Annotated in this window: 13 protein-coding genes and 1 rRNA gene; 8 read left to right on the top strand and 6 right to left on the bottom strand. The window is 36.0% G+C overall.

Features of this window, described 5'->3' with window-relative positions; translation table 11 throughout:
• The first annotated feature begins 168 nt into the window (after positions 1-168).
• Positions 169-283 (top strand): 5S ribosomal RNA (rrf, locus tag BM088_RS25355).
• A gap of 53 nt (positions 284-336) precedes the next feature.
• Here the strand turns inward: rrf and BM088_RS25350 are convergent.
• The 4 genes from BM088_RS25350 to BM088_RS25335 all read right to left on the bottom strand — a co-directional run bounded on the left by BM088_RS25350 (position 337) and on the right by BM088_RS25335 (position 7,152).
• Positions 337-1,029: a glutathione S-transferase family protein gene (locus BM088_RS25350; RefSeq protein WP_091991515.1), complete on the bottom strand. Its 693-nt coding sequence runs from the start codon at positions 1,027-1,029 to the stop codon at positions 337-339.
• Positions 1,030-1,131: 102 nt separating this feature from the next.
• Positions 1,132-3,774 carry a TonB-dependent receptor gene (locus BM088_RS25345; protein WP_091991513.1) on the bottom strand — a complete coding sequence of 881 codons (2,643 nt, stop codon included), beginning with the start codon at positions 3,772-3,774 and terminating at the stop codon, positions 1,132-1,134.
• 188 nt (positions 3,775-3,962) lie between these two features.
• Positions 3,963-6,425: an alpha/beta hydrolase family protein gene (locus tag BM088_RS25340; RefSeq protein ID WP_091991517.1), complete on the bottom strand. Its 2,463-nt coding sequence runs from the start codon at positions 6,423-6,425 to the stop codon at positions 3,963-3,965.
• Between the two features lie 13 nt (positions 6,426-6,438).
• A complete protein-coding gene (locus BM088_RS25335) occupies positions 6,439-7,152 on the bottom strand; it encodes a 2OG-Fe(II) oxygenase (protein ID WP_091991511.1) in 714 nt (237 codons plus the stop codon).
• A 67-nt stretch (positions 7,153-7,219) separates the two neighbouring features.
• Here BM088_RS25335 and BM088_RS25330 point away from each other — a divergent pair, with 67 nt between their 5' ends.
• Positions 7,220-7,615, top strand: coding sequence for an acyl-CoA thioesterase (locus tag BM088_RS25330; RefSeq protein WP_091991509.1), 396 nt, complete (start codon positions 7,220-7,222; stop codon positions 7,613-7,615).
• A gap of 50 nt (positions 7,616-7,665) precedes the next feature.
• Here the strand turns inward: BM088_RS25330 and uvrA are convergent, their stop codons facing one another.
• Positions 7,666-10,500 (bottom strand): excinuclease ABC subunit UvrA, encoded by a 2,835-nt coding sequence (gene uvrA, locus BM088_RS25325; protein WP_091991507.1) that lies wholly within the window; start codon positions 10,498-10,500, stop codon positions 7,666-7,668.
• Between the two features lie 234 nt (positions 10,501-10,734).
• Here uvrA and BM088_RS25320 point away from each other — a divergent pair, with 234 nt between their 5' ends.
• The 6 genes from BM088_RS25320 to gspM all read left to right on the top strand — a co-directional run bounded on the left by BM088_RS25320 (position 10,735) and on the right by gspM (position 16,626).
• Positions 10,735-12,099 carry an MFS transporter gene (locus tag BM088_RS25320; protein WP_091991505.1) on the top strand — a complete coding sequence of 455 codons (1,365 nt, stop codon included), beginning with the start codon at positions 10,735-10,737 and terminating at the stop codon, positions 12,097-12,099.
• 23 nt (positions 12,100-12,122) lie between these two features.
• The gene (gene ssb, locus BM088_RS25315; protein ID WP_091991503.1) at positions 12,123-12,800 is read left to right on the top strand and encodes a single-stranded DNA-binding protein; all 678 of its coding nucleotides are present in this window, start codon (positions 12,123-12,125) and stop codon (positions 12,798-12,800) included.
• Positions 12,801-13,116: 316 nt separating this feature from the next.
• On the top strand, positions 13,117-14,421 hold the full coding sequence (locus BM088_RS25310; RefSeq protein ID WP_177208179.1) for an EAL domain-containing protein: 1,305 nt from the start codon (positions 13,117-13,119) through the stop codon (positions 14,419-14,421).
• Between the two features lie 249 nt (positions 14,422-14,670).
• Positions 14,671-15,615, top strand: a complete 945-nt coding sequence (locus tag BM088_RS25305) for a hypothetical protein (protein ID WP_091991499.1) — start codon at positions 14,671-14,673, stop codon at positions 15,613-15,615.
• A complete protein-coding gene (locus BM088_RS25300; RefSeq protein ID WP_091991497.1) occupies positions 15,599-16,210 on the top strand; it encodes a PilN domain-containing protein in 612 nt (203 codons plus the stop codon). Before BM088_RS25305 ends, BM088_RS25300 begins: the two co-directional genes overlap by 17 nt.
• Positions 16,207-16,626, top strand: coding sequence for a type II secretion system protein GspM (gene gspM, locus BM088_RS25295; RefSeq protein WP_091991495.1), 420 nt, complete (start codon positions 16,207-16,209; stop codon positions 16,624-16,626). Before BM088_RS25300 ends, gspM begins: the two co-directional genes overlap by 4 nt.
• Here gspM and tnpA read toward each other — a convergent pair.
• A partial coding sequence (gene tnpA, locus BM088_RS25290; RefSeq protein ID WP_091991493.1) for an IS200/IS605 family transposase occupies positions 16,623-16,935 on the bottom strand: 313 nt, incomplete at its 5' end. The two genes, gspM and tnpA, sit on opposite strands and share 4 nt — an antisense overlap.

The following is a 16,935-nucleotide window of genomic DNA, read 5'->3' as shown; positions in this document are numbered from 1 at the left end:
TGTACTAATTACCCGTGAGGCTTAACCATACAACGCCAAAGTGGTTTGTGTGATAGTGACAAGCAAGAAGTTAGTGTTAACTAAAGTAGAATATTTTTACGAAATCTGTATCAGCAGACCGAATTATTAAAGACAAAAACAAGAACAAAGCAAGATGAAAAGAATTTGCTTGGTGACAATAGCGTTTTGGACCCACCTGACTCCATGCCGAACTCAGTAGTGAAACGAAACAGCGCCGATGATAGTGTGGGGTTTCCCATGTGAAAGTAGGACATCGCCAGGCTCCTAATAAGAGAAACCCGATACAGCAATGTGTCGGGTTTTTTGTTTTGTGAATTATATACCGGATGTTTTGTTACAACGCTCAATATATTCCACTAAGTTAGAATGTGTAATTAGGTGCTTTTTAATGGGAGTTTCTAATCCACCGTTTAAAAAATTAGTGAGTATGCCATAAATAGCGCAATCATAGCTGGTCATTTGATTATGTAAAAAATAATCACTGTCCCCAAGTAAACTGGCTAATACATCAATTGATTTATTGGCCATTGCATATACTTCAGATTTTTTATGACGGGCCATGCCTTGACCTAAACAATTATTTATAGCTTTTTTTCGCATTAGCTTTGGTACAAATAACTTTAGTATTACTGGTAACTTACCAAAAAACTCTTGTTTACTAACAGGCCAAAAATCGTCATCTAGCCAACGACTATAAACGAGCGCCCAATAAAGTTGTTCATCACAAAGTTGTTGTAATAAATAACCTTGTGCGTGTTGTTTTTCGGTGAGTGAAGCATCTAATTGATAGGTTTGTTCTAGCTGTTTAATTATGATGCTTGAGTCGGCCACTATTTCACCTTCAATGATAGCAACCGGAAGCTTACCTTTTGGCATTTTATGGCTGTCGACTCGGTAATGGTTTTTATATTCGATTTTTGCAAGCTTGCAATAAGCTTGTAATTTTATGGCAAATGGGCTGGCATTAGCTAATCCAAAAGCAGGCGGGAATTGATGAAGCTCTATCATAGTTATCCTTAATTAAGTAAATATAAGTAATTAAGAAATACTATAACAAAGGCTACTGACAAAAACTGTCAGTAGCCTTTGATGTTATTTAAAGTGTAGCTGCTAAAAACGATAATTCATTTTGATATAACCTCTGCGTCCTACGGTATCGTAAGTGAATACATCAGTATTGGCGTCATTCCAAGACGTTAAATAAGGGGCCTGTTTGTTAAATAAATTATCTATCCCCATAGATAAATTTAATGTCTCGGTCGCATGATAGTTTGCTTGAATATCATGGTAGCTAATACTCGGAACTGTTTGTCCAATAGGACCGCCACCATTTTCATCATCGGCTTTGCCTATAAAGCGTAAACTATAGCCTAGTTGCAACGCATTAATATGTATTTTTGCATTTAGATTAGATTTCCACTTAGTAAAACTACCACGATCAGCTGTGATCTTTCCGAGTAAAACCTCAGTTTCAGCACCAGCAAAAGCCGTATTTTCATGTTTTAATAAATGTGTTGTATCCCAGTTGATATTCAGTTGATAGTTGTTTATCTCAGATTTATAAGCAATATTGAAATCAATGCCATTTACATGCTCATTAGCTGCATTCATAGGTCTTTTTTCAAGTGCAGTGACTTGATGAGTGATCGTATCGCGAGAGAAGCTTTGGCAATAACCAGCGTATGCTATTGGATCACTGTAACATAAGCGCAGCATATTAGAACCTGCAACTGAATTAATTGCATCGTCAATTTTTATATCAAAATAATCTACTGTTAAAGATAGATCATCAGCGATTGGAAGCTGAATTACTGCGCCTAATGTAAAGGTATTTGCGGTTTCTGGACCTACTTCTGGATTGCCGCCGACACCTGTTTTGATGGTTGAACCATCTTGTTCAAAACTTATAGGCACCCCTGCATTTGTACAGTTGGTTAGAATAGTGCCTGTTGCATTTTCACAGGGATCAATTGTGATGAGATTTTCAGAATTTGTACCACCAAATAACTCGGAAATGGTTGGCGTTCTAAATGCCGTAGATTTTACACCTCTGAGCATAACAGCATCATTTATACGCCAAGTTAAACCTAGTTTGTACGTATTATTTGAACCAAAAGTAGAATAATCTGAATAACGAATGGCGATATCTGTACTGAGAGACTTTGCATAATCAACATCTGCTAATAACGGAACTGATAATTCCAAATAGGCTTCTTTCACATTAAACTTTCCGGCTATTGCATCCTCTTCACCATTTAGTTGTGCAATAGAGTCGGGATTACGCCAACCTTTTTCACTACGGCTCTCTAAGCCAAAAGCAAAAGCCAGAGAACCTGCATTTAACTCAATTAAATCTCCGGTTAATTGGCCAGACCAGGCACGCATTTCATTACCACCACTTCCTTCTCTTTGATAAGTGATGTAATCAATGACTTCGGGAGATAATTCATTTATACCAAAATAGTCACCACAAGGGATCGCAGCATTGATATCAACACTACATATTGAAGCATCTAAGGTATGCGCAACTTTTTCGTCATTCATATCATAGCTCCAGCCATCAACGCCTGTATTGCGGCCAAAATTATAACTGAGCTGCCATTGCCAATCGTTAGTTAAAGAGCCGTTTAATGCAAAGTTTGCTTGGATGGTATCCGTTTCTTGATAAAACTCAGGATCTGCTACTTCAGTATTTCTGCGGCTCTTGAGTGTTAAATCTTGATCTGTCGGGTTATAGATAAAATCTTTAGCAACTTCGAAATTTTTAAAACTGCGGGGCGTTACGATTTGTTCTGATTTTCGTTTTGCATATATGAGCTCGCTACTGAGCTGTAAATTATCGTTAATATTAAAGTTTACTAGGCTTGCAAAATTGAACCTTTGCATAGGGCTATATGAGTTTAGAGATTCAAACCAGTTATAACCATGTTTGCTATTGTTATAAGTTTCGTAAGCATTACCATCACCATTAAAGTCTTGATTAAACTGTACCTCTGAACCATCAGCTAATAGAGCACGACCTCCAGCTGTTCTGCCTGAATAAAAGCATTCAAGTTTGCCATTATTTTCAGTGAGTGGACAAGGGTTGCGCGCTGATTGTAAAACGCTACCCGTTTTTACGTAGTTAAAATTAATAACCGCATTACCACGGTCGAAATCGCCACCTAAAATAAGATTGAACTCTTGGTTTTTACCGTCCCCTTGATCTGTGCTACCAGCTTTTGCTGTGAGTTCCGCACCAGAAAAGTCTTGTTTTGTAATAATATTGACAACCCCAGCAACAGCATCTGCACCATATATTGCTGAAGCTCCGTCTTTTAATACTTCAACTTGTTTAATTAAGGCTACCGGGATCATATTAAGATCAGGGCTATCATTGGCACCTGTACCGCCAGCGACTAGTCTGCGGCCATTTAATAAAACTAATGTTCGCTTAATGCCCATGCCACGTAAGTTGATTTGTGCAGTCGCATAACCATTGCTTGTCCAATAGGCATTAGTTGCATTACCTGCGGGTCCTGCTGAAGCAGTCATTTCTTGTAACAACTCTTCTACGCTAGAGATCCCTGAAAGTGCAATATCTGCAGCATTAATAATGGTTACTGGGCTAGCTGATTCAAGATCTACGCGTTTTATATGGGATCCCGTTACTTCAATATGTTCAATATTTTTTGTTATTTGTGCTTGAGTCGCTAAAAAGGGAGAAAGTGCAGTACTGCACGCTAGAGCAATAAGGGTCTTATTTGATAACATATTCACAATCCTAGTAATATTTGATTACAACGAGTGCAGTATATAGGTAAGGTTTCACTTTTGAGTGTGGCAAAATGTCGCAGTTATAGGTGTTTTAGGTATAAACTTAATGGTGCTTGATATGTATCAATTTATGTTGTTAATAGGAGCAAAATGAGTGCGATCTGTAATCGCACTCATGTTTAGATCTATTTATTTGGATACAAATGATCCCACCACTGAGGCTGATCTTTTAAGTTCTTATCAAAATAGGCCATTATAGTATTCCACCAATGAAACCTTTTATCTCGAGCAAATACTTGATGGTTTGTATTTTTATATTCAACCAGTTCAACATCTTTGTCTAATAACTTAAGTGCGGTATACATGTTATGACTTTCACCAGGTGGTACATTAGTATCGGCATTGCCATGTATTAATAATAATGGGGTTGTTACTTTATCTGCACTAAATACTGGGCTATGTTGACTGTATAATTTGGCGTTATTCCAAGGAAAACTTCCTTTTGATGCTTCACCTGAATATAAGTAACCCCACCAACCTTGTCCCCAATAAGACGTTATATTTGAGATCCCAGCATGGGAAATTGATGCGCTAAATATATCAGTTTGAGTAGCAAGTAACATGGTCATGAAGCCACCATAAGAAGCCCCTAAATTACCTACTTTTTTGGCATCAACATATGGATAGGCTTTTAGAAATTCGCCTGTACCTTTGATAATGTCATCGGCAGTATAATTACCCCAGGCATTAACATGCTTCGCCGAAAACTCTTGGCCAAACCCTGTGGCACCAGTTGGTTGTAATACATATACTACATAGCCGTTAGCAGCCCAAAAATTAAAAGGGTAACGGCCAGTGAAACCTCTTGTTACCGGAGAAGTACCACCGTAATAATAAACAAGTGCAGGGTGCTTTTTAGTTTTATCTAAATTATGAGGAATATAAACACGCCCTGTAATTTCAACTTTGTCTTTATTTACAAAGTTAAACTCTTCTAAAGTAGCAATTTCAGAGTCTTGATAAAAGTGCGTTTGAGAGTCAAGTAAGACTTTACTTCTGTTTTTAGCTAGATTGAGTTGCATGATTTTTTGAGGATTGGAGGCGTTAGTACCAGAATATAGCAATGATGGTTTTTTCGCCGCAGATAATGAGAATTTTTCGACTATATCAAGCTGTGTCTTTAATTTTTTAAAACGACGTTTGCTTTCATCAAATAAATAAAGTTGGCGCGTATCTTTTTCAGTAACTGATAAAACAATGTCATCATTTTTCAAAACTTCAAAATGACCAATGGATGGGTTAAACGATTTAGAAATGCCTGTTACTTTTTTGCCATCAGCACTTACTTTATAAAGCTGACCATCGTAGTTATTTGGTAGCATTCCTTTAGGGAGGTTTTGACCTGCGCCATTCATAAATGCAGGGCCTGCGCTAATGTAAAATCCATTTTTTGCATATTGTGCACTATTAAACGTACGGTAACTTCCTATTAGTTTTTCTGAGTTATCATTAAGTGATACTTCTACTAATTCAGTTAACATATGCGGTGGTGCTGCATAATTTATTGGATTGCGACTTAGTAATACTTTACCTGTATTGGCATTAAAGTCTTCAAGTGTGTGGCTAAATTTTGGTGAGCTTACTTGACGAACAATACCTGAGTTTAAATCTAATAAATGCACTTGATTGCTATTGCGGGCATACGACCATCGGTCTTCTAATCCTTTATAATGCTTAGTAAGAGATTCGTTTTTTTTAGCTGTTTTGTTCCAACTAAAAATCAGTGTTGTATCATCAAAATATTCAAAACCACTGGCGCCAGTTAAATTATCACTTAATGTAGAGATGGCTAAGGTCTTTCTGTTTAATTGTTTCAGTTTTCCATCAATGAGATAAACAAGATTTTTATTATTTGGGCTCCAAATAAAGTTTGATGCTTTACCATCTTCCCAGCGATAGCGTACTAAATGTGTTTTTTTATCTAATAATTCAGAGGCGCGAATTGCATTATTTTTTGATTTATTATTATAAGCCAAGCTCGTCCACACCATTTGCTTAGCATCGGGGGATAAGCTTAGGTCTGAAATGACTTTTGCATCATATAATTGTTGTGCTGATAATGGGTGTAAATCATCTGTAGAGAGTGTGACTTTGTCATGCTCTGCTTTACCTTCAAAATCAAGAACTACTTTGTTCCAATCAGCTACTTTTTCAGCAATAATAACAACTTGATGATCGCCAGGTGTTAAGCTCAAATTATAAGTACCGTCATTGTCACTTAATGTTTGACTATTGATAAATAGACTCGCTTTTTCTATACCCTGTGTTTTAAGTTTCCCTTCAACAAAACGTTTAACAGATAAAGTCAATTTAATGGCTTGCAATCCTGGTTCTGTTAAAGCGCTTAATTTAGATAAAGGCTTCCAAGTCAGTTTTTCACCAAATATAGATAGCGATTTATCTGTTTTCTCTATATGAGGTAATAGGTTATTAATGATTTCATTTTGTTGCGCTGTTTCATAAGGTTTAAATTGGTTCAGTGGTGCAATGGGGCCTAAATAACTGATATATTTTTTATCTAACGGTTCAGCCAATGTATTTTGAGAGACTCCCATCGCACATAAGGCAAATATTACTTTTTTAAACATAACTGTTTCTCGTTTATTTTTGATTCGTTTGAGGTGTGCCATAAATTTTTTCTGCTGGATTAAATAACACCCAAGAGGTCACTATATATTTATCATTTGATATCGGGATATTACCTTTATGTGTATGGGTAAAATAACCAGGGAAAATAGCCATAGTCCCTTGGGTTGGTTTTAGCTTTTTCTTTTGATAATAAAACTCAGTCTCACCACCTTCGTCGACATCATTTAAATAAAACATAAATGCTAATACACGGTGAAGTGCATCATTATTGCCTGCTTGTGGGTAAACTTCACTATGATAATAAGGGTAACCACCTTTATTTTTTTGGTATTTTTGAGCTTGGATGGGGCCTAATCTAAACAATTGTTGTACTAAAGTTGATACCTGTGGCTTACCCACTTCTTCAAAATTATCGATTGTTAAATTGGTTGGTTCACCTGTTTTTGGGTGATATACAGTTAAACCAAATGCACCTATCATAATTAAAAAGTTGTCTGTGATATATTCAAAAACTTTTTCAGCGGTCACACCTAACATGTATTTGTTATATTCTGTATATTCAGGATACATGCTTAAATACAGATCTTTGCTATCTTTTTTAGCTAAATCGATACCACCACTGGTAGTTCCTTGTTTTAAATGGGGGCTTTGTTCAAAAATTTTGATAAAGTTGTCACAGAACTCAGGGCTAAGTGCATTTTCATATGTACGTATCAGATCTGACATTTATGAGATCCCTTTTTAATTTATTATTTAAGGTTCTTCTTTGAGAACCTGTATTTTAGGTGTAACCATGTTTATAGAAAAAATACTGCCACGTTTCACTGAAACGGATGCATTAGGGCATATTAACAATACCGTACTACCTGTTTGGTTTGAAGCGACTCGAACGCCTATTTTTAAATTTTTTACTCCAGATTTAGATCCTCAAAAATGGCGCTTAATCATTGCTAAAATAGAAGTAGAGTTTCAAGGTGAGTTATTTTACGGGCAAGAGGTTGAAATTAAAACCGCTATTCGTCGCATTGGGAACAGTTCATTTGTTATAGAACAAAGTGCGTGGCAACATAATGAGCAATGTGCCTTAGGTAAAACAGTTGTTGTAAGATATGATTTTAATAAGAAAAAAGCACAAGCACTATCTGATCAAGAAAAAGAATTGTTAAGTGAACATTTGCTTGAAGACTAAAAAATAATATACATAAGGCCGTGTTTATACGGCCTTACTTTTTATTTATTTCATTTGAGTAAAGGCTTTAAGTAATGCCCGGTAAATGAGGTTTTATGAGTTGCGACGTCTTCAGGTGTACCTGCAACTAAAATTTCACCGCCACCTGAACCACCTTCAGGGCCTAAATCAACAATCCAGTCAGCCGTTTTTATCACATCTAAGTTATGCTCAATCACCACCATGGTATTACCGTGATCTCTTAATCTATGTAATACCGCTAATAACTGTTGAATATCATGAAAATGTAAACCTGTTGTGGGTTCATCTAAAATATATAAGGTTTTTCCGGTATCTCTTTTGGATAGCTCTTTAGCAAGTTTGACTCTTTGGGCTTCACCACCAGATAGTGTAATAGCTGATTGACCTAAACGAATATAAGATAAACCAACATCCATTAAAGTTTGTAACTTACGCGCAATTGCTGGGATTTTATCAAAATAGGTGTAAGCATCTTCAACAGTCATATCAAGGACTTGATGAATATTTTTGCCTTTATACACTATTTCTAGGGTTTCGCGGTTATATCTTTGTGATTTACAGGCATCACAAGGTACGTATACGTCAGGTAAAAAGTGCATTTCTACTTTGATCATGCCATCACCCTGACATGCTTCACAGCGTCCACCTTTTACATTAAAGCTAAACCGGCCAACTTTATAACCTCGAGAACGGGCTTCTTGAGTACCAGCAAATAGTTCACGGATAGCAGTGAAAATTCCAGTGTAAGTTGCAGGGTTTGATCTCGGAGTACGCCCTATTGGGCTCTGATTAATATCGATTACTTTATCAAAATGCTCAAGACCCTTAATTGTTTTATATGCAGAAGCTTCAGCTGTGGTAGCACCGTTAAGTTCTGTGTGAGCTAATTTATACAAAGTATCATTTATAAGTGTAGATTTACCTGACCCTGATACACCTGTGATACAGGTCATGAGTCCAAATGGAATACGTAAATCTACATTTTTTAAGTTATTACCACTGGCTCCAAATAATTCTAACCATTTACCATCTGGGCTGTTATCACATAGGTGGCGCTTTTTAGGCACTGCGATTTCTTTTTTACCTGATAGATATTGCCCGGTAAGTGAGTCTTTACAATTTATGATGTCATCATATTGACCTTCGGCAATAACATACCCCCCATGGACACCTGCACCAGGACCTATATCTATAATATGGTCTGCACAGCGAATTGCATCTTCGTCATGTTCAACGACGATCACTGTATTGCCTAAGTCTCGTAAATAGGTGAGTGTTTTAAGTAATCTATCATTATCTCTTTGATGTAAACCAATTGAGGGTTCATCCAAAACGTACATGACACCAACAAGACCAGCACCAATTTGGCTTGCTAAACGAATACGTTGCGCTTCACCGCCTGATAAAGTCTCTGCACTGCGCTCTAGTGATAAATAATTTAAACCAACATTAACTAAAAAAGATAATCTGTCTTTGATTTCTTTCAGTATTTTATCGGCAATTTGACCTTTTTGTCCTGTGAGTTTTAGGTTGTCAAAAAATGTTGTTGCCTCGCCTATACTCATATGAGTGACTTTTGGCAGGTTGGTTTGTCCAATAAAGACGTTTCGGGCTTCTTCTTTTAAGCGAGCGCCTGAACAGCTCGGGCAATCTTGATTTGTTTGATATTTTGATAATTCTTCACGTACTGAGTTTGATTCTGTTTCTTTATAGCGACGGCTCATATTATTAATCACGCCTTCAAAAACATGATTACGCACTACAATATCACCACGGTCGTTGCAATATTTAAACTCTATTTCTTTTTTTCCTGAGCCTGTTAATACGATTTTTTGTACTTTTTTTGGCAAGTCTTGAAACGGGGTGTCAAGATCAAACTCAAAGTGTTCGGCAACAGCTTGCAGCATTTGGAAATAATAAAAACTGCGTTTGTCCCAACCTCTGATTGCTCCGCCAGCTAAACTGAGTTCAGGATTCTGTACCACACGAGCAGGATCAAAAAACTGCTTTACACCTAAACCATCACAAGTTTGACAAGCCCCCGCAGGATTATTAAATGAAAATAATCTTGGTTCTAATTCTGTCATGGCATACCCACAGCTTGGGCAGGCAAAATTAGCTGAAAAAACGATATGTTCACGTTCAGGTTCATCCATAAAAGCGATTTGTGCCACACCGTTTGATAAAGTTAATGCAGACTCGAATGATTCAGCTAAGCGTAATTGCAAACCATCTTTAACTTTTAAGCGATCGACAACAACTTCAATAGAATGCTTTTTATGTAACTCTAATGTAGGTGGATCCGATAAGTCACAAACTTCACCATCAATTCTGGCACGTATAAACCCTTGAGCAGCGAGTTGCTCTAGAAGCTTTACATGTTCACCTTTTCGTTCTGTCACTACAGGAGCGAGTACCATGATTTTAGTACCCGCTTCTAGCTCTAAAACATGATCAACCATTTGACTAATCGTTTGTGCTGTTAAGGGTAAATGGTGTGTGGGGCATCGAGGTTCGCCAACTCTGGCAAATAAAAGACGTAAATAATCGTATATCTCGGTAATTGTTCCCACGGTTGAGCGCGGATTATGTGATGTTGATTTTTGTTCAATAGAGATCGCAGGTGATAAACCTTCTATATGATCCACATCAGGTTTCTCCATTAAAGATAAAAACTGGCGCGCATAAGCAGATAAAGACTCAACATAGCGGCGTTGTCCTTCGGCATATAGAGTATCAAAAGCGAGTGAAGATTTGCCTGAGCCCGATAAGCCAGTAATAACTATTAGTTTATCCCTTGGTATTGTTAGGCTTATGTCTTTTAAGTTGTGGGTTCTTGCGCCTCTAACGTCTATTTGATCCATGCTCATCGCTTTTGGTTTTTATGGGAATTGTGTTTAGTATCTCATAATGTGCAAATAATCCTAGCCCCAAATTACTTTTTTAGTGGATATTTATACAGTTGTTTTATTTTGATCAAAATAAAGAATATTTTCAGTTGAGATCAAATTTTTGTGAGCTGTGTGCTAAATATATGTGTTAAACTCTCGGCAATTAATCTTTCCCTATTTATTATATAAATAAGTGCTAAAAATAATATGAGTTCATCTTCCCTTAATGCGCTAGAAAAACGTACTGCAGTAACCTTAGCCAGTGTATTTGCATTTCGCATGTTAGGTTTATTTATGCTAATGCCTGTATTGGCTATATATGGTCAAGAATTAGAAGGTTTTTCACCTTTATGGATTGGCTTAGCTATTGGGGCTTATGGTTTAACACAAGCATTATTACAAGTACCTATGGGGTGGCTGTCGGATAAATACGGTAGAAAACGCGTCATAGTGGCTGGCTTAATTATGTTTGCAGTAGGGTCGTTAATTGCTGCTATGGCTGACTCTATATATGTTGTAACTTTAGGTCGTGCCTTACAAGGTATGGGAGCAATCGCGAGTACAGTATTAGCACTGGCTGCAGATTTGAGCCGAGATGAGCAAAGACCAAAAGTAATGGCTGTGATTGGTATGTGCATAGGGCTGAGTTTTGCATTTGCGATGTTATTAGGTCCAATCGTTGCTAATTCTTATGGTGTGAGTGGTATATTCTGGTTGACAGCCATGCTCGCAATCGCAGGTATTGTTATTGTGCTTACTTTAGTCCCTACAGCTGTAAACCGTGCACCAAAAGGTGAAACATCAGCTGTATTTGATGATATAAAAAAAATTATTAGAAACCCACAGTTAGCGCGATTAGATTTTGGTGTAATGGTTTTACATTTAACTTTAACTGCTATGTTTGTAGTATTGCCAAGTCAATTAATTTCAGACGGATTAAAAGCAGAGCAACATTGGCAGCTTTATATTCCGGTATTATTTTTAGCTTTCTTTTTAATGGTGCCTATTATGATCATCGCTATTAAAAAAGAAAAAGAAAAACAAGCATTCATAGGCTCAATTGCATTAATGGTTGCCAGCTTAATGACCTTGACCTTAGTGTCTGAATCAAGTTGGGGCGTAGCAGCATGTATGTTGGGTTATTTTATTGCTTTTAATTATTTAGAAGCAACTATGCCAGCTATGGTGTCTCGTATGGCGCCCGCCAACCAAAAAGGATCTGCGATGGGGGTATTTTCATCGGGGCAATTTTTTGGTGCATTTTTAGGGGGCATCCTCGGCGGATTCATCGCTTCTTTTGATTCTGCGCAATCAGTATTTGCCGCAGCAGCCTTGGTTGGGGTAATATGGCTGGCTATCGCTTCGGGCATGGTAATTCCACCTAGAAGTAAATTAATCAGTTTATTATCAGAAATTGATACTGAACAACAAGCACAAGACTTAGCCGCACGTTTAGTTGTATTAAAAGGTGTGGTTGAAGCGACGGTTGTTTTAGAAGAGAATAGAACATATTTAAAGGTTAAAGATAAAGAATTTGACCTTGAACAAGCACGAGAAATCGTTGCAGCATAAACCAAATAAAAGGAGAGTACTCAATGGCTCGCGGTGTAAATAAAGTAATACTGGTTGGTAATTTAGGCCAAGATCCAGAAGTAAGATATATGCCTAATGGCGGTGCAGTTGCAAACATTACTTTAGCAACAGCAGATAGCTACAAAGATAAAAATACAGGTCAAATGGTTGATAAAACTGAATGGCACCGAGTTGTATTTTTTGGCAAATTAGCTGAAATTGTAGGTGAATATTTACGTAAAGGTTCTCAGGTTTATGTTGAAGGTAAATTACAGACACGTAAATGGCAAGATCAGCAAGGCCAAGACAAATACACGACAGAAGTCGTTGTTGATCAATTCAGTGGTCAAATGCAAATGCTAGGTGGTCGTAATGATGGCGCTCAAGCTGGTGGTTTCCAAAAACCTGCACAACAGCAACAAGGCGGCTTCCAAAAACCACAACAACAGCAAGGTGGTTTTGCACCGCAGCAACAAGCGCCAGCTCAACAAGGTGGTTTTGCTCCGCAGCAGCAAGCGCCAGCTCAACAAGGTGGTTTTGCGCCACAACAGCAGTCAGCGCCAGCGCAGCAAGGTGGTTTTACGCCACAACAGCAAGCGCCAGCGCAGCAAGGGGGCTTTGCACCTAAACCTCAAAATGCAGGCACTGCTTCAGCTCCTATGGAGCCACCAATTGATTTTGATGATGATATTCCGTTTTAAAAATTTAAAACGTAGAGACATCATTATTTAAAAACCTGCTTTTGCAGGTTTTTTTATATCTAACATTAATTTGTTTTAAGAAGTTGCTAACTTATTGAATTAATCACTATAGAAGTATGTATTAGCCATATATAAAAGTTAAAAACATATTCACATTATGCTTGAATTCCCGTCATTGTTGAACAACACTTGTTTTACTGCTTTATATTTTTACAAGTATCTTATGGCAAGACTACTGAAATTCTTTGCGAAGCTTTATAAATCATTGCATTTTTTTCGCTTTTTTACGGAAAAAATAAAGAGTGAAAAAAGTGAAATGACAAAGCGTGAAATTCCAATGCCTCAGTTACCAAGAGTTGCTATAAACGATGAGCCTAAATTGAGTGCTTCTTTATTAGGCGTTGAAGTTAATAAAAAATATTTAGCAACTAAAACATCAGTAACAACAGGAAAAAGTCTTTTTGTTATAGTCCAGTCACCTCAAAGTAATATAGATGATGAGTTTTTAATAAAACTGAAGTCAGATTTGAAAACAAATTTAACTGAAGTCAAACAAATCTCTATTAAGATACTCAATACTGACAGTTTAACAATTACTTTAAAGCAAATAAAAACAGTAAATGTAGACTTATGTATTCAAAAACTACATGAACTATTATTAGATAAAACAACCGAAATACAAATGTATAACCCTGATGTTATAAAAAATAATGTAATTAACAGTTTAAAAATGGGGGTGTGTAATTATGGTTTTGGTGCTGATCAAATGATGGTATATCAATTAGCTCAGTCTGCATTAATGGTTTCTAAGTCGAGTGAATGGCTATCATATTATTGTTATTCCTATAATCATACACAAACTCAGCTGTTTGCCCTAACGCCAAATGATATATCAGATTATATTGAAAAAAAACGTTATATATTATTATTCCAACCTGTATTTTCTTTATTTAATGGGGATATTTTACAGCATGAGGCTTTACTGAGGGTGCGACATAAAACTTTAGGTTTGCTAAATGCAGCACAATTATTACCAGCTATAAAATCTGAACAGCAAATGCTACAACTTGACCAGGAAATAATAGAGCAAGTTGTTAAAGTGATTAAAACTGAAAGCAGTATGCATCAAATTAGCATTAATATACATCAAGTGAATTGGCTGAAAAGGAGTTTTTTTAATTGGCTCATTGAATTATTTGAACAAACTAAAATGCATAAAAATATTATATTAGAAATAGCAGAGGCTGACTTATTAAATATTGATAATCAATTGCAGCAAGTTTTATTTTTACTGAAAGAATATGAAGTAACACTTATTTTAGATAAAGTCGAAGGTGCTATTATTGACTTAGGCTTAGAGCATGATTTATTTATTAAATATAATATAAAATCACTTAAGTTAGATTATAACTTAGTACATAACATTAATCGTAATATTGAAAAACAGCAAAAAATAAAGCAGATCACACGATTTGCTAAACTATATTTTTTACCTGTTTTTGCGGTAGGGGTTGAGCAAAAAGTAGAATTAGACATGTTGAAAAAATTAGGTGTAACTGGTGCTCAGGGGCATTATTTTGCTGAGCCATTGCAAGAACTAACTGCATTTTCTAAAGTATAAAATATGATAAATACACATTTCAATAACATTTTTATTGTGTTGAGTAAATAGTCTATTTTGCTTGTTTTTTGATTTTTATTTGTAAAATTAGCACTTCCTAAATGTGTTATAGAATAGTTTCTGTTAGTATAAATTTTGTCTTAAATTCTTTAAATTTAAACTACTTGCTATCTTGAGTAGATTTTTGATAATTTTAACTACTGGGCGCTGGTTCAATTAATTTTTTATGAATAATGACTATAACAACATATGATAAAAAACTTGCTTTCGCGACTTCCTTTTTTAACAAAAGGTAAAAATAATACTAACTATATTGGTCTGGTGATTCAGCTGGATAAAGTTATAGCTGTGAGTCTTGAACTTAAACAAGACCAGTGGTTAGTGGTAGCTGAAAATATCATCTCATATAACAATGAGTCTGAACTATCAACGAGCATTACATTATGCATCGATGGGCTTGATGTCGAAGTTGCTAAGGTAGCTGTGGTACTGCCTTCTCATATGTATCAGATAGTACAAATGGATAAACCAAATCTGTCATTAAACGAAATTAAACAATCATTACCTTGGACAGTGAAAGATTTAGTCACTATTCCCGCTGAAAGCATTATTGCTGATTTTATTGAAAACCCTATAAAACAAGGAGGGCAGGAAAAAATATCTGTGTTTGTTGCCAATAAAACAATTCTAATGCCAATTATTAATAGCGTTCAAAAAAGTAAAGCGGAACTTGAGCATATAACATGTGAAGAGTTGGCTTTAACTGGATTGCTTGAAATAGAAAGTGCAGCTAATTTAATTGTGTATCAGCAATTAGGTCAAGAACCCAGTATTCAAATAATTCGAGAAGGAAGTTTAGTGTTTTCACGTAGATTACGTGGTTTCACGCGATTACCTTCGATGGCAATGGAAGATCTTTCTATGGGACTACTAGACTCATTTAGTTTAGAAGTTCAGCGTTCAATCGACTTTTTTGAAAGCCAGCTGAAACAACCCCCATTAAAGTCATTGCAATTACATCTGCCTTGCGAGCATTTACCTGAAATTGTTGAACAATTAAAAGTACATTTCCCTGTTAAAGTTATGGAGTTTAAAAGCCATTTACCTCATTGTATGGGCCAAAATGAACAATTACATTTTTCAATTAGTGCTGTAATGGAACTGATAGGGAGTGAAAATGAAGCAACGCATTAATCTCTATCTAGATGATTTAAGACCCATAAAAGACCCACTTAGTTTAACTAATATCGTAGCTTCTTGGCTTGTTGTACTTATCATTTGCATTGGTTATACGGGAGCTTTATTTTATGTAAATGCTGATACTAAAAAAACGTTAACGCACATAAAACAAAAAGTAGACCAGCAAAATGCAAGTATAAACGAATTACAGGCTGCGCTTTCAGTTAAACAAGATAAGAATTTTTTATCACAACAGCTAAATAAATTAAACAAAGAGCATCAACACAAAAAAATGGTATTTGAATATATCGCTGGCCGTAATAAAGACAATAAAACAAGTTATGCGGATGTGATGTCTGATTTAGCTGAATATCATCATAATGATATTTGGTTAACTGAATTTCAATTTGTAAATCACGAAATTGAACTTAAGGGTTTAACACAAGTTCCTTCAAAATTACCTCATTGGTTTGATGGATTAAAAAGATCTTCATTTTTCTCAGGAAAATCATTTTCTATTATTGAATTTACGAATGAAAATGAAGGTGAACAAGTTGAGTTTCGTGTAGCAACACGTATTTCAGCAGAAGTTGAAGGAGACCAACCATGAAAGAGCAATGGATGGTTTGGTCAGAAAAGTTAACGCAACTACAAAGCCGTGAGAAATATTTAGTATTAGGCATAGGCTTATTTTTAGTGCTTTATTTAAGTATTTGGTTTGTGCTATCACCTTTACATACACAACTTGCTAATAACAAAAAGCAAATTAAAAGGCAAAATCAGTCTTTAAGCCAAGGGAAAGTGAAAATAGACATGTTTAATCATGCACTCACACAAGATTACACCCTACAATTACGCAATGAAATTGAGTTGGCAAAACAAAAATTGCAGCGTGTTGATCAAGAGTTATCCCAATTTAGTCAGGGTTTTATACCTCCGTATAAGATGGCGACAGTATTAAAGAAGTTATTAGATGTGAATCAAAAACTTTCGATAAAAGAATCGGCCGCAAGCGACCGAGTTTAAAAGAGTCCCAGCTGACTTCCGTGAACTTCTTTTTTATCTAATTCAATCAATTGGTTTTGCACATATTTACGAATAGTATCTTCTGTTGCATTTCCTATTGTTTCAACAAAATAACTTTGAGTCCAAAGTTTCCCACCCCAGAAATAACGTCTTTTAATATCTGGATATAATTTGAAAAACTCTCTGGCTGAAATACTTTTTATCACCTGCATGATTTGACTAGGTGACATTTTTGGTTCACTTCTTACGACCATATGAATATGATCTTCTGGTATTTCTAATTCGACTATATCTATGTCGTAATCGTAA

This window comes from Pseudoalteromonas denitrificans DSM 6059, assembly GCF_900112265.1.
Classification (GTDB): domain Bacteria; phylum Pseudomonadota; class Gammaproteobacteria; order Enterobacterales; family Alteromonadaceae; genus Pseudoalteromonas; species Pseudoalteromonas denitrificans.
The sequence above is the reverse complement of the archived record's forward strand: the minus strand, read 5'-3'. Positions and strand labels throughout refer to the sequence as shown.